This is a genomic window from Nonomuraea sp. NPDC050022 (assembly GCF_044460705.1).
In the GTDB taxonomy this organism is placed as follows: Bacteria; Actinomycetota; Actinomycetes; order Streptosporangiales; family Streptosporangiaceae; genus Nonomuraea.
Genome location: NZ_JBITKE010000011.1, coordinates 121,056 through 135,125 on the forward strand (window position 1 = coordinate 121,056; position 14,070 = coordinate 135,125).

The 14,070-nt window shown below is 68.6% G+C and carries 11 protein-coding genes and 2 tRNA genes; 5 read left to right on the top strand and 8 right to left on the bottom strand.

Features of this window, described 5'->3' with window-relative positions; all coding sequences use genetic code 11:
• Positions 1-92 precede the first annotated feature (92 nt).
• Genes ACIBO2_RS41135 through ACIBO2_RS41145 form a run of 3 tightly spaced genes read left to right on the top strand, consistent with a single transcriptional unit; the run spans position 93 to position 3,599 of the window.
• On the top strand, positions 93-1,433 hold the full coding sequence (locus ACIBO2_RS41135) for a cation:proton antiporter (RefSeq protein WP_358546021.1): 1,341 nt from the start codon (positions 93-95) through the stop codon (positions 1,431-1,433).
• 58 nt (positions 1,434-1,491) lie between these two features.
• Entirely contained in the window at positions 1,492-2,181 is a 690-nt protein-coding gene (locus tag ACIBO2_RS41140) for a response regulator transcription factor (protein ID WP_397303892.1), read from the top strand.
• Complete coding sequence (locus ACIBO2_RS41145) at positions 2,178-3,599, top strand: sensor histidine kinase (protein WP_397303894.1); 1,422 nt, start codon at positions 2,178-2,180, stop codon at positions 3,597-3,599. Before ACIBO2_RS41140 ends, ACIBO2_RS41145 begins: the two co-directional genes overlap by 4 nt.
• Positions 3,600-3,646: 47 nt before the next feature.
• On the opposite strand, the gene ACIBO2_RS41150 is transcribed toward ACIBO2_RS41145, so the two are convergent.
• The 6 genes from ACIBO2_RS41150 to ACIBO2_RS41175 all read right to left on the bottom strand — a co-directional run bounded on the left by ACIBO2_RS41150 (position 3,647) and on the right by ACIBO2_RS41175 (position 11,529).
• Positions 3,647-5,095 carry a TROVE domain-containing protein gene (locus ACIBO2_RS41150; protein WP_397303896.1) on the bottom strand — a complete coding sequence of 483 codons (1,449 nt, stop codon included), beginning with the start codon at positions 5,093-5,095 and terminating at the stop codon, positions 3,647-3,649.
• 251 nt (positions 5,096-5,346) lie between these two features.
• Positions 5,347-6,231, bottom strand: a complete 885-nt coding sequence (locus ACIBO2_RS41155; protein ID WP_358546031.1) for a GIY-YIG nuclease family protein — start codon at positions 6,229-6,231, stop codon at positions 5,347-5,349.
• A gap of 564 nt (positions 6,232-6,795) precedes the next feature.
• Positions 6,796-8,511, bottom strand: coding sequence for a tetratricopeptide repeat protein (locus ACIBO2_RS41160; protein WP_397303897.1), 1,716 nt, complete (start codon positions 8,509-8,511; stop codon positions 6,796-6,798).
• Positions 8,508-9,818 carry an AAA family ATPase gene (locus tag ACIBO2_RS41165; RefSeq protein ID WP_397303899.1) on the bottom strand — a complete coding sequence of 437 codons (1,311 nt, stop codon included), beginning with the start codon at positions 9,816-9,818 and terminating at the stop codon, positions 8,508-8,510. Before ACIBO2_RS41165 ends, ACIBO2_RS41160 begins: the two co-directional genes overlap by 4 nt.
• Before the next feature lie 71 nt (positions 9,819-9,889).
• Positions 9,890-9,971, bottom strand: a tRNA-Gln gene (locus ACIBO2_RS41170).
• A gap of 151 nt (positions 9,972-10,122) precedes the next feature.
• Positions 10,123-11,529: a hypothetical protein gene (locus tag ACIBO2_RS41175; RefSeq protein WP_397303901.1), complete on the bottom strand. Its 1,407-nt coding sequence runs from the start codon at positions 11,527-11,529 to the stop codon at positions 10,123-10,125.
• Positions 11,530-11,777: 248 nt separating this feature from the next.
• Between ACIBO2_RS41175 and ACIBO2_RS41180 the strand changes: the two genes are divergently transcribed.
• On the top strand, positions 11,778-12,002 hold the full coding sequence (locus ACIBO2_RS41180; protein WP_358546041.1) for a hypothetical protein: 225 nt from the start codon (positions 11,778-11,780) through the stop codon (positions 12,000-12,002).
• A gap of 248 nt (positions 12,003-12,250) precedes the next feature.
• Here ACIBO2_RS41180 and ACIBO2_RS41185 read toward each other — a convergent pair.
• Positions 12,251-12,325, bottom strand: a tRNA-Val gene (locus ACIBO2_RS41185).
• Positions 12,326-12,752: 427 nt separating this feature from the next.
• On the opposite strand from ACIBO2_RS41185, the gene ACIBO2_RS41190 reads away from it, so the two are divergent.
• The gene (locus ACIBO2_RS41190; protein ID WP_020547189.1) at positions 12,753-13,169 is read left to right on the top strand and encodes an SsgA family sporulation/cell division regulator; all 417 of its coding nucleotides are present in this window, start codon (positions 12,753-12,755) and stop codon (positions 13,167-13,169) included.
• A gap of 278 nt (positions 13,170-13,447) precedes the next feature.
• Here the strand turns inward: ACIBO2_RS41190 and ACIBO2_RS41195 are convergent, their stop codons facing one another.
• Positions 13,448-14,065: a DUF305 domain-containing protein gene (locus ACIBO2_RS41195; RefSeq protein ID WP_358546043.1), complete on the bottom strand. Its 618-nt coding sequence runs from the start codon at positions 14,063-14,065 to the stop codon at positions 13,448-13,450.
• Positions 14,066-14,070: the final 5 nt, after the last annotated feature.

The window sequence follows — 14,070 nt, forward strand, 5'->3', positions numbered from 1 at the left end:
AGCCGATCACCCGCTGACCGCCCCAACCGACCCGCCACCCAACCGATCGTCCTGATTGTCCTGATCGTCCGGATTACGAGCGGAGGAATGGTATGCCCACGATGGCCCTGGTCGCCGCCGGTGACCCGAACCTCGAACTGATCCTCAAGGTGCTGCCCGCCCTGGTCGTCATCCTGCTGACCGCGGGCGTGTGCGGCCGGCTGGCGCTGATGGTCATGCAGCCGCGGGTCCTCGGCGAGATGGTGGCCGGCGTCCTGCTCGGCCCGACCCTGTTCGGCTGGCTGTTCCCGGAGGCCCAGGCCGCCCTGTTCCCCAAGGAGGTCCGGCCGGTCCTGTATGTGCTCAGCACCATCGGGCTGACGCTGTACATGTTCCTGGTCGGCGCCGGGCTGGACCACAGCGCGCGCTCGCCGGGCGAGGTCCGCCGGGGCTCGCTCCTGGCCGTCTCGGGCATCCTGCCCTCCCTGCTCCTGGGCTCCTGCACCGGCCTGCTCCTGTGGGACGTGCTCTCCCGCCCGGACGTCAGCCGGTGGGAGTTCGCCCTGTTCGTCGGGGGCGCGCTGTCGCTGACCGCCTTCCCCATGCTGGCCAGAATCCTGTACGAGCGGAAGCTGGAGAACTCCCCGCTCGGCCGGCTCACGCTGATCGCGGCCTCCATCGACGACGCCCTGGCGTGGTGCATCCTCGCGGTGCTGTCGGCGGTCCACCTCGGCTCGGGCCCCGGCGGCGCCCTGCGCACCATCGGCCTGGCCACGATCTTCGCGCTGGTGATGCTGACAGTGGTCGCCCGGCTGCTGCGTCCGCTGGGCCGCGGTCTCGCGCGAACCGGCCGGCTCGGCCCCGGCGCCATGTACGTCGTCATCCTCGTACCGCTCACAGCGGGCTGGCTCACCGACTGGATCGGTGTGTACTCGGTTTTCGGCGGCTTCCTCGCCGGACTGACCATGCCCCGCGATCCGGCGTTCCGTCAGGTGCTGCACGGCCGCATGATGGACGTCGTCTCGACGCTGCTGCTACCGGTCTTCTTCACCTTCTCGGGGCTGAACACCCATCTCAACGGCATCGCCGGGGGCGCCATGCTGCTGGCCTTCGCGCTGATCCTGGTGGCGGGCTTCAGCGGGAAGTACTTCGGCTGCTCGCTGTCGATGAGGGCGATGGGCTTCAACTGGCGCGAGTCGTACGCGGTGGGCGCGCTCATGAACGCCAGAGGGCTGATGATCCTCATCTTCATCAACATCGGCCTGGCTCAGGGCATGATCACGCCGGAGCTGTTCGCCATGCTGGTGCTCGTGGCCATCATCACGACCGCGGGCGCCCTGCCGCTCTACAAACTGGCGCTGCCCGAACGCCTCGAGCAGGCCAGGAGAACCGACCCCGAACAGCCCCGCCCTCTGGAGGAGCAGACAGCCGCCGCCCGGCCCACCATTTCCTGAAATGTCAACACTTGTCGGGACCCTGGTAATTCTGCGGCGGTGATGCAACGGTTGATCCGTGGCTGGGACATCGAGTACAGCCGGCTCCCCCGCCCGTCGGCTGCTGCTCGTGGAGGATGACCGCGAGCTCGGGGGCATGTTGGTGAACCTGTTCACCGACGAGGGCTACACGGTCGACCTGGCCCTGGAGGGGCAGCGTGGCCTGCACCTGGGCCTGAGCCGCGCCTACGACGCCATGATCGTCGACCGGGGTCTGCCGGTGGTCGACGGCATCGACCTGCTGCGGCGGCTGCGCAGGCAGGCCGTCACCGTGCCGGTGCTCGTCCTGTCCGCCTTCGGCACGGTCGCCGACCGGGTCACCGGGCTCGACGCGGGCGCCGAGGACTACCTGGTCAAGCCGTTCGAGATCGACGAGCTGCTGGCCAGGGTACGGGCGCTGCACCGCAGGAACCTCGACCAGGCCGGGCTGCTGCCCGTCGGCCCGGGCTGGCTGGATCCGGAGGCCCACACCGTACGGCTGCCGACCGGCGAGCAGGTGACCCTGTCCGGCCAAGAGGCGCGGCTGCTGCACGCGCTGGCGATCCGGCCGCGGCAGGTGCACACACGCGCCTCACTGCGACAGCGGGTCTTCGACGGCGCCCGCACCGATGCGATCGTGGACACCTACGTCTACTACCTGCGCGGCAAGCTGGGGGCGGGCATCGTCAGCACCGTACGAGGCGTGGGCTACCGCCTGGGTGAGCTGTGAGGGAGCAGCCGGCCGCCGATCCGGAGCGACGCCCGCTCCTCCGGGGTCGCCGCCGGGACACCGTGTCCGATCCGGAGCGACGCCCGCCGCTCCGCGGTCGCCGCCGGGACACCCTGAACGATCCGGAGCGACGCCTGCTGAACCGGGCCCGCCGGCGGGTCACCGTGCAGGTGGCGGGCGCGATCTCGGTGGTGCTCGCGCTCTTCGGGGTGATGGTCTACTGCGTCACCGTGAGCGACCAGAGCGCCTCCGCACGGCGTGACCTGGCCGCCGCGACGCAACACGGCTCCATCGCCCACCCGCCCCCCTGCGTCTGGCTGTTCGAACTGCGCGACGGCACCGTACAGGCCTCTCCCGGCGCACCGGCGGCGCTCCCCCTGCGCACCGCGCTGTATCTGGCCGCCGCCGGCGGCGAACCGCAGGTCACCCGGGCAGAGCTGGCCGGGCAGAGCTATCTCGTACGCACTGAGCGGCGCGGTGACGTGGCGACCCAGGCGGCGATCGACCTTCGCTACCAGGCCGCCGAACGGCAACGCCTGCTGCGCACGATCGCCGCCGCCGAGCTCGCCGGGCTGCTGGCCGCCCTGCTGATCGGCCAGGTCCTCGCCCGCCGGGCGATCGCGCCACTGGGCGAGGCCCTGGCCCGCCAGCGCAGGTTCGCCGCCGACGTCAGCCACGAGCTACGCACCCCGCTGACCCGTCTGCACACCCGCGCCCAGCTCGTGGCCCGCCAGCTGCGGCGCGGCACCGACCCGATCCTGGTCATCGACGAGGCCGACCAGCTGGTCACCGGCAGCCGCCAGCTGGGCGAGGTGGTCGAGGACCTGCTGGTGTCGGCCCAGTTCAGGCAGCTGCGCCGGCCGTTCGTAGCCGTGGACCTGGCGGCGCTGGCCGAGGAACTGGCCGTGGCCGAGGCGGCCCGCGCGGCGGCGCGCGGCGTGAGGATCGAGGTACACCGCCAGGGCCTCGACGCCCACACCGTGCGCGGGGCGCAGTCGGCGCTCCGCCGGGTGATCTCCGCCCTGCTGGACAACGCGCTCGGCCACACGAGTGCGGGCGGGCACATCTGGATGACGGTCGTCGGCGGCCCGGAGGTGGTGGAGCTCACGGTGCGGGACGACGGGGTGGGCCTGGATCCGGCCGACTCCGAGCGAGTGTTCACCCGGTTCGTCGGCCAGGGATTCGGGCTGGGGCTGGCCCTCGTACGGGAGGTGGTGGACGGGCACGGCGGCACGATCACGGCGGACGGGCGGCTGGGAGCCGGCGCGGTGTTCACCGTCCGCCTCCCGGCCGACCCCGACGTCACGCACCGCCCGCCGCCCAGAAACGAGCCCGCCGAACCCACCGAGCCTGCCGACCGCTCCCACCGCCCCCACAGCTCCGACCGCTCCGACCGCGAGCCTGAGCGGCGATTCTGATCGGCGCTCTCAGGATCGGTCAGCGGCGCGAAGCTTTCAGGATCCGGTCAGCGTACGAAGCCGTTGACGATCAGCGGCAGGGACGCGTCCAACCCGGCGACGTTGAGCACACCCGCGTCCCTGGGCTCGCCGATCGAGTAACCGGCGGCGGTCATCGCCACGACCACCACGCGGGCGTCCCGGTTGATCTGCCGGCGGTAGCCATCGAGCGCCTGCGTCGGGTGGGAGCGGCCGGCCCACGTCTCGTTGTCGGTGAAGACGATGATCCCGTCCACGTTCATCCGCTCCTTGGCCGCCCAGGTGAACGGCAGCGACAGGTCGGTGCCCCCGCCCGACGGCTCCCAGGAGGCGAGCTCCCGCAGGTTGGTGCGCGGTGTCACCTTGGAGGCGTGCACGGCGGTGTCCACGTCGATGACGTGCACGTTCTCCTCCATGCGGGCGAGCATGACGGCCAGCGCGCACCCGACCTCGTACGGCGACCCGACCGGCGACCCGCCAACGGCGACGCGGTTGCTCCAGCTCATCGACCCGGACGAGTCCACGGCGACCAGCAGCCGCTTCCCGGTCGGTGCGACGTTGCCGAAGGACAGCTCGTACGTCTGCTCCAACGCGTCCAGGATCGCCGGGACCGGCGTCCACGTCTGGACGTCGGCGCGCGGGTTGGGCTGGGCCCGGCCGGAGGCGTAGACGCGCATCGCGAGCCACGCGTCCATCGGGTGGATGCGGGCACGCAGCAGCGCCGCCCGGTCCCTCAGTCGGGCCACGGCGCGCCGGGTGGCCGCACCGAGCGGCGTCAGCGTGCCGAGACGGGTCATGCGGGCCAGATTTCGGATGAGCGCGGTCATCCCGACCGTGTCGACCAGGGCTTCCCACACCTTCGGCTCGCGCAGCATCGCGTCCGGCAGGAACTCCCACGGCACCCGCGACTCGTTCACCACCCGGATCGCCTCGTCGGCGCCCGTGACCGCCTTCGCCGCGAGGAACCGGTCCACGGCGGGCAGCATTTCGCGAGCCCGCTCGTCGGCGACGTTCCCGGCGATCCACCCGAACAACGCCTTGCGCTGCTCGTCGTCGGCGACCGGATGGGCCACCCGCAGCACGTCCCGCAGGCTGAACGCCTCACCCTGCGGCGTTCGGCGCTGGGCGGCCTTGCACGCCTTGAACGCGACGTCGTCGGCGCTCCCGGTGAGGAACCAGGAGCCGAGCGCCGTCCGCAGCGACCGGCCCACCACAGGCGAGGTGCCGCGACCGGTCGCCTTGCCGCCGAGGTTCTTGTAGTAGCCGAAGAACTGCGCGAGATGGTCGGTCGTACGCGCCACCTTCGCCAGCGCCACCTTCGCGGCCTGGCGGGTATCGGCGTCGCCCTTCGCGTACGCCGCAGCGAGAGCGAACAGGGCCGGGCGCTGCTTCGGGGCGCGGGGCGGGCGAGCCGCCGAAACCTCCGTCAGCAGAGCGACCACTCGCGGTCCGTCCTCAGCGATGGCCTGGAACAGCACGCCCGCGTTCTCCGCAGTCAGCTTGTCCTCGCCGACGTAGTAGGTGCCGCCGGATGTTCCAAGCAGGATGAAGTCTTCAACACGCTCCCAGATATCCTTGCTGACGACATAACCACCAGCGCTGTTCTGGATTTGATCATTGCGACCGGGGATTGGGCGAGTCTGCGGAGTCGAGATCGTAGAGTACGTTGCGAGTGGATCGCGGGACATGGATATGTCCTCCCTCTAAAGCTGGCGGCGCTCAAGGGCGTCTACTCAGCACCGTCTGGTGGCAATTGATTGGCGGCGGCGCGCGTTCGTGCCCACCTGCGCAGGGCAGCCTGGCGAATGCGCTCTTTGTGTTCTGACGTCTTCGGCTTGCCGGTCAGGGCGGCGCTTCGTACGGCGCGCTCGGCTTCGGAGAGAACACGCCCGCGAGCCCAGCCCGGCCTACCTCGGTTGGCCTCCTGCACGCGCTTCAGATGCTCTTGCTGTGCAGGACTGCGCTCCATCGAGTGCGCGACCGGCATTGCCCGTTCAAGCAGCACTTCGCGACGTCGCTCCAGGATGTCCGGCGCCCAGTCATATCCGCGTTGATTCTGGGGCAAGTTGGCGACGTGCTCCGGTGATTTCTTCCGCCCCTTGAGCGCCTCCGAGATCGCCAGCCGCCGCTCAGGATGCCGACTGATCGCTAGCGACTGCTCACGGCGACCCCCAACCCAGCGCGCCCGTTGGGCGAGGGAGATCTTCAGCCGGGTTTCAGCAGATGCCCCGTGGAGCCCCTCGCCGCCATCGGTCCGGTTTGCGAGAACCACGCCCGCAGCGCGATGCTCGGCGATCCATCGCCGCTCAGCTTCGCACCAGTCACCAGTACCCTCTTCGAGAATCGACACGGCTGGTGCGAGCCCGGCCAGCCGCAGCGCCCGAATCCTCTGGGCCTTCTTGCTGTCAGTCCGGTCGTTCAGGTGTTCCCGGATCCGGACCCGCAGTCGGATGGTCTTGCCGACATAGAAGACAGCGCCGGTCAGCGGATCTGTCAGGGCATACACGCACCAGACGTAGCCGCCCGCAGCGTTCTTCACCTGCGTCTGGCCTGGGATGGGCTGAGACTGCGGCGTGGCGACCGTCGAGACAGCGGCAAGGGGATCACGCGCCATGGCGTCCTCCAAGTTCGACCCGCATGAGCGGATGTGGATATGCGAAAGGGGAGCGGATGACGACGTTCGACCCGCTCCCCTTGCTCGTCAGTCCTGCCGCAGGCACGGATGTGGAGATTCCAACCGGCTTCAGGTCGCAAGCGACCCGACAGGACTCGAACCTGTTATGCCAGATAGCCGATCAGATTCGACCCGCGCCAACGGCAGGACTGACGAGCGATCAGGTCGGGAACCGGCACGGATGTGGGGATGCCCACCGGTGTTCAGGTGCTCTGCCGGCTGAGCTACCGAAGCCGAAGCCCCGGGCAGGACTCGAACCTGCGACCGCCCCATTATGAGTGGATAACCGACAGGACTTCGACCCGCGCCGGCACCGGACCTGACCAGTTCATCGGGCCGAGAGATGACGCGGATGTGGCGACGAGCACCGGTGTGATCTGGTTCGAAGAGATGACCGACGCCCTTCGACCCGCGTCCTGTCCGGGTCCGATGAACTGGTTCCCACGCTACCGATCAACGTGCCGCGCCACACCTGATCATCGGGCACGAGCGCTCGCAAGGAGCTCAGGAGGTTCCGTCCAAGCCCGCGAGCAATCGCTCGATCTCCGAGGCATCAGGCAGACTCTCCACCATCGGCGGCAGAACTGGGAGGGCGTCTCGCTCATCGACAGCCGCAAGCTGTGCGGCATCAGGCGGCAGTACGGAGCGAATCGCCTCAACGCAGCGGTTTTCGGCCTCAGCGCGGATGTTGAGCGCCTTGAGGGCGGAAAGTTTGGCCTCCTGGCGTTCTTCTTCCCACTCGCGCGCCTCTCGGGCGATCTCGAGGGATCGTTCCTTCCTGTGCGGATCGGACAGATCGCGGATGAGCTCTTCGGCCATGAACTCGTCCAAGGCGCGCCAGTCACCGCCCGGCGGAGCCGGCGCCCGAACCAGGGAACGGAAGTTCTGGACGGCCTGATCATGCGCCCTGTGCGCGCTCCCCGCCCAGATCCTTGCACCGGATGCCTGTGACCTGGCCAGCTCCACGCTGCGGGCGAAGTCCGACAGCGCGTCGGCGCAGGCACGATAGGCGGTCGCGAGTCTGGTCGTCTCCGCGTGGATCTTCACCATGATCTCGTGAAAGTCGGCGTCATCACCGTCTCGCACCCGCAGACCGGCGCTCCCATCGGCCGCCGCGTCGAACTGGCTGCCGTATTCGGCTGTGAGTTCGGCGTCATACTCCAACGTGGAGACCGCCAGGCGAAAACGAGAGACGTCATCAGGGATGGGATCGCCCTCCATGTCCAGGACGCTCCAGTCCGGATCCTGGGCAGGCGGGACCGGCTCCGGCATCGGATAATCGAATTTCTTCAGCTCGCCGGATAGCTGGCCTGTGTACAGATCCGCGCCAAGGCGCCCGGCGACCGAGCCGAACACGTCGAGGGCCCGTTCGAGCAACTTTTCCACCGTGATCCGAGACCTGGACGTCACAGCGAGGAGCTCGCGTACGGCCGCGTCGATCGGCGGGGAGCATGCGAGTCGTATCAGTTCGGTGATGCCGCCGATCGCCGGAGCGGACATCGACCGGGGATTCCGCTGCCAGCTGTCCCTGGCGATCCTCAGGTACCACCAGATCTCGCTGAGCGCTTTGGGGAGCGCGGCGCTCCTCGCATTGATCCGGGCGGCCGCGAGATAAACCGCCGCCGACTCGAGCGGACGACGGAGCAGGAACAGCAGGTCTGCCAGGCCCAGGGCGAGGCTCTCGTCGTTCGGATCGAGCCGGAGCCCTTCCCGGTACGCGCGTTCGGCCCCGGCCCAGTCGTTTCCAGCGCGCGCCACGTCGGCGAGCGTCAGGTAGGCGATCGGATCCTGCGGATCGGCTTCGACCGCCGCCTCGGCCGTGCGCCGCGCGTCGTCGATCCTGAAGACCGCCAGCTGACACTGCGCAAGCACACGGAGTGTCCATACGCCCGCCGGATCCAGTCGTGCCGCCTCCGTCGCCTCCCGGAGAGCGGCGGCGTTCCGGTAACGGTCCAGGAGCATGGAGGCCATCAGGCCATGCGCCCACGCTTCGTGTGGGTCGAGGCGCAGCGCGGCCTTCACGGCGTCGTGGGCTTCTGAACTCCAGAACTCGTTCAGTTCGGAGCGGGCGTTCAGCAGGCAGACGGCGCGCAGGCAGAGAGCTTCGTACGCGGTGTCCTCCGAGGCCAGCGCGGGACCCAAAGCCTTCGCCGCGTCTCGCCATCTCCCCAGCTGTACGAGGTTGCGTGCGGTCAGAAGCGCCTTCTGACCATCGTTCATGCCATGCCCCGCTGCCTGAGGTAGGCGAGGAGATCATCGAACTTGCCGGCGGAGTCGGCGAACATCACCACGTTGCGGGCGTCCTGCAGCCACGGCCCGATCGACGATTTCACCTCGACGAACGCCTGATCGAAGTCGGCCATCCGGATCGGCCGTACCTCCTTCGTACGGACCGAGTCCAGCATGGCGTGCTCGGCCGCGGTGTCACAGAGGTGGGCCAGATCGGCGCCGGAGAAATGCCCGCTGCGCCGGACCAGCGTGGCGATCTCGATGCCTTCGAGAGGCCGGTCACGCAGGTGATACCGAAGGATGGCCTCGCGCGCGGAATCGTCGGGCGGGGCCACCAGCAGCAGGCGGTCGAACCGTCCCGGCCGCAGCAACGCGGTGTCCACGTCCCACGGATGGTTGGTCGCGCCCAGCATGAAGACGCCGTCGTTGGCGCTCTTCACCGAGTCCATCTCGGTCAGCAGCTGATTGACCGTCCCGCGCATCGCGGTGCTCGTCCGCAGATGCGTGCGCTTCTGGCCGAGCGCGTCGATCTCATCGAAGAACAGCACGCAGGGCGCGTTGCGGCGGGCGATCTCGAACATCTCATGCAGGTTGCGTTCGCTGGAGCCGATCCACATGTCCAGGATGTCGGAGATCGAGACCGCGTAGAAGCGCGCCCCCAGTTCCCCGGCGATGGCGCGAGCGAGAAAGGTCTTGCCGCATCCCGGAGGTCCGTACAGCAGGAGGCCACCAGGAAGGCTACGGCCATAAAGGCGACGCATTTCCGGATTGCGCATGGGAACGAGGAATGATGCCTCCAGGCGCTGTTTCACCTCTTCCAGCCCACCGACGTCCGACAAGGTCATGTCAGGCCGCTCGGCCTCGCCATCCGGAAGAACCCCGGGATCCTCGATCAGGGCGGGCTGGACGATGCCTGCTACCTCGCCCTCCGCGGCGTCCCAGTCAAACTCGGTCTTTCCCGATTCGGCCTTTGCCGCTTTCGCGGGCTCCGCTGGGGCCGACACGCCACGCAGACGATCCGTCGCCCGGGAAAGGACGGCAAGCGCCTCGGCGTTGCCGGGATCACGTTCCAGAGCGGCGGAGCAGTGCGCCAGCGCGGCCACCGAATCCCCCTGATCGACGAGCAGGCCCGCGACATGAACACGGAGAGGCACATCGTCTGGGCGGTCCTCCACCGCCACGAGAAGACTCCGCACGACAGCAGACAACCCGTCATTCTCCATGGCATCCCCCGAGGAATCGAAAACGCCGAGCTGCGCATATGCAACGGCCCGCCCCAAATCCGGAATAGAGTACATCGCCTGACCTTGAGGAGTTCAGGGAATTCCGTCGACGCGGGCTCTGCCCGATTCCTCACGGGCCAGGTCGATGGAGGCCTCGCCGACCGGGCTCGAACCGGCGTCCACCCGGTCTCAGAGCCGGGCGCTCTACCACTGAGCTACAGCAAGGCCATGCCATCGTGCGAGGCACCGCCGACCAGGCTCGAACCGGCGGCCGCCCGTACGAAGAGTCAGGCGTTCCACCGCTGAACCAAGCGGGCCGCCTCTCAACCTAATCGATCATCTCCACCGGCACCACGGATTAATGGCGACCGGGTTCGATTCATGGGGCGTCCTTGATCGGCAGGTCGCTGACCACCACCCCGGAGGCCAGCCCGCGCGTGGCGTCGTCGGCCAGTTCCGGCTTGACGTGCTTGCCGCTGAACACCCCGGCACGGCGCAGCAGCCCCGCCCAGACCGGGTCGGCGATGCTCACCCCGTGCACCAGCTCGGGCGTCGGCCGGAAGACGGCCACGCCGCGCCTGGGCGCGGGCCCCGTCCAGCCGGATCTTTCCGGATCCAGCCTCGCCGTACGGCACGCCGCCTCGACCTGGGTCCGCGTGCAGTCCGCGCTTCCGTCCAGCACCTCCCACGGCAGCGGCAACGCCGCCCACACCGCGGTATTGGGGTCGACGTCACCGCTGTGCCAGGCGACCAGGTCGCCGGCCATCAGTCGCATCGCCTTTCCCGGGCAGGCCACCTCCAGCAGGTCGAGCGCGCCGAGCGAGGCCAGAGACGCCAGCCAGCCGGAACGGGCCGCGTTGTAGGCGGTGGCGAGGTTGTTCCACGTGCTGGAGTCGTCGCCCCGCCGTACGATCATCGTTGTCCGGTCCGTGCGCGGGTTCCACCGCTCGCGCAGCAGGTCGGCGCTGTGGCGCATGACCGCCGACCACTGGCCCAGCAGCCTGCCCCGCTCCTGCTCGCTCAGGCGTTCCAGCACGTCCGGGGAGGTACGGACCTGAGCGATCAGCCACCAGTCGCTGTCGGCCGTACACCGCTCCAGCAGCATCGCGGCGATCTCGTCGAACGGATTCTCCCGCCCCGACAGGCTGAACTCCCGGCGCAGCTTACGCCGGGCTGTGAAGTAGGCCACGAAGCACGCCGCGTCGGCGTCGGCCAGGAAGCGCTCCAGCGGGATATCGGTGCCGAACCCGGTGACGCCCACCATGAGCAGGCGACGCTTGTCCTGCTCGATGCCGAGCGTGGCGGTCTTGGCGGCGATCCGGCGCAGCATCCGGAAACGACGGTTGTACTGCCGTTTGGACAGCTCCATGCCCGCCGTCTCGCGCGCGTCGCGGTTGAGCCGGTCGGCCAGGAAGTCGGTGCGCTGGGGCGTCCAGCGGATGTCGCGTCCCATGGCCGCGGCGAACTCGAGCAACGACTCCGGATCGTCCGGGTCGACCTCCACGGTCCGGTCGAACAGCCGGGTGGCGGCGGCGACCTGCCGGGCACCGCCGACCGGCCGGGCGTAGTCGGCGGACATCGAGGAGAACCAGCCCTGTCGACGGGCCGAGTGCTTGGCCGCCCGCTCCAGCAGCACCCGCTCACGGCGCGACACGCTCCCGTCCAGGGCCCGCAGCACCAGGTCGGCCACGTCCTCGGGCCGGTATCGACGATCCAGCGAGCCGTGCAGCTCCACCAGGACTTCCCGGCGGGCTGGAACGCGGCCGTCGGCCTCGCGATACTCCATGATCCCATCATCCACGTCCGCGCCATCCCGCCTCAAACGATTTGCCGGCGCGCGGGCCGGACCCGATGTCCGCCAAGCCCTGACCGTGTGACCGGAGGTCGTCCGGCACCGGTTCCAGAGATTCGGCAAGCCACTCTCATGACCAGGAAAGGTGGCCGGGTCGTTCCAGGGCGGATCACGACAAGGCTGAAAACCTCCCCGTGGGAGATGCAGTGACCCGCTGTCCGATCATCGCACGGAGGTGCGCCATGACGATCAACGCCAATCTCGACAAGCTGCTCGACAAGGCATTCGAGAAGTACGACCTGGAGAAGCTGCCCACCGCCCCCGTGAGCGCGCTCGCCGGGGTGAGCGACGCCGACGCCGAGTCGCTGGCCAAGGCGTTCAACATCAAGACCATCGGCGATCTCGGCCGCAACAAGCACTTCCGCGCCGCGGTGGCCATCGTCAACCTCGTCGACGCCGCCAAGTAGCGGTGCGCCGTGAAGACGCCCTGTCCATCTTGGGCGTGGGCGGGGCGTCTCAGCTCACAGGGCGCCTCGACATCCCAGGGGGACTCTGCTCACAGCGGGTGTCTCGGGCTGACCGGGTCGGTGTCCACATCCGGCCACCCGTGATCGCCGACCGCCATCTGGCGCCCGTGTGGCCGCACCAGCGACGCACACATGAGAAGAGGCCCGCTCCTCATGACGAGTAACGAGCCTCTGGCCTGCGGCAAGCGTGGTGGGCGATACTGGGATCGAACCAGTGACCTCTTCGGTGTGAACGAAGCGCTCTCCCGCTGAGCTAATCGCCCGCCCTGCGGCCCCTTGCGGCGCCGACGGGAAAACCATACCGCACTCCGGGACCAGGTGGCGAAGCGGCGGGAGGCGCGGAGGGCGATTCGGGGAAAGGGTGCGGTTGCCCATCGGCGTGACGGCTCGTTGGCATACCATCGTCGTGTTCCGGTAGGTGCCGATCGTGATCTTTTCTCAAGGAACGTTCTTGGTGGGCCCCCCGGAACAGGCTCCACGAACACGCAAAACCCTTGTAAATACGACCCGATTGATGCCGTTTAGCCAGGTAGATGCCTAAATGTCCAGCTGTGATGTGCGTTACAGAAGGGCCTAGGAGCGGAATCTTTCCTACAGGTTTCTTCGTTCCGCGTGATAGCTCAGGACGAAGTCCGTCAGAGCAGTGATAGCCCCGAAGAGGGGACCTTCGACGAAAAGGTTTGGCTGACGATGAACAGCACCACCGTCTCCGCCGAGCTTGGCCTTCGGCTTGTGGTCCCCGACCGTACTACCGTCCCCCTGCTCGCCGGACTGAGTTACACGGCCGACGACCCGTACGCCATCCGCATGGCCTTCCACGTAGGGAACGACGAACCGGTCGAGTGGATCTTTGCCCGTGAGTTGCTGACAGTTGGCATCGTGAGACGCGTCGGCGACGGCGACGTGCAGGTATGGCCCGCACGCGCCGACGGCGAACGCACCCTGCACATCAGTTTGACCTCGCCGTTCGGCCAGGCACTGTTCGAGGTGCCGCTGGCGCCGCTGACCGAGTTCCTCCACCGCACCTACGAGAAGGTGCCCGCCGGCCGCGAGACCGACTTCATGGACCTCGACGCCGAACTCACCAATATGCTCTGGCCGAGCTGACTTCTTTTCGATCTTTTACGGCAGAGCACGGTGGGCCCCACCCTCCACACAGGGCTGGGGCCTGTCCAGGGGCACGCTCCTCCGGTGGAGGTGGCCGGGCGCCGTTACGTGCGCATTCTTGACCCCGGTCCGGGGATTGGGCCGGGGTCTCATGATTTGTGCGGGGCCGCCCGGGGTCTGATCATTAGGTCGGGGTCCCGGTGAACGCGTGCCCGAGGTCCGCGCCAGAGACGACATGACCATAGACGGTATGTCGGGTTCCTGATGGTTTGCTGGGATTATTGGGTGATCTCGGTCAGAGCCGCCTTCATTCTCGTAATCTCGATGCTCTGACCCGAGTAGACGTCTCTCGCCATGCGCCTCATCGGCTGGTCCGTGCCGGCGGCGAGCTCTTCGCCGGCCATCTTCAGGGCGCCCCCGTGGTGTCTGACCATGAGTTGCAGGAACAGGCGGTCGAAGGCGGCCGCGCGGGCCGCCCGCAGGGCGTTCATCTCCTCCAGGGTGGCCATGCCGTAGCCCTCGGGGCCGTGAGAGTGCTCGGCGGGGACCGGGCGGCCGAGGGAGGCGAGCCAGGAGGACATGACGGTGATCTCGGGACGCTGCGCACTGGCGATCTGCTCGGCGAAGCGGCGTACGGCCGGTGTCGTCGTACGGTCCTTGACCAGGCCGGTCATCTCCAGCGCCTGCCGGTGGTGCGGGATCATGCCTTCGGCGAAACGCACGTCGGCGGCGGCCGGGGCGGGCGGCGGCTGGCCGAGGCGTTCGCCGGGCGTGGCCGTGCGGGCGGGGCTGCCCGGGCCCTGTGGGACGATCACCGGAGCGTCGGTGCCGATCGCGGACGGCTGCTCCGCCTCCTGGGCGCACGCCGACAGCACGGGCAGCACGAGTGCCGCCAAGACTG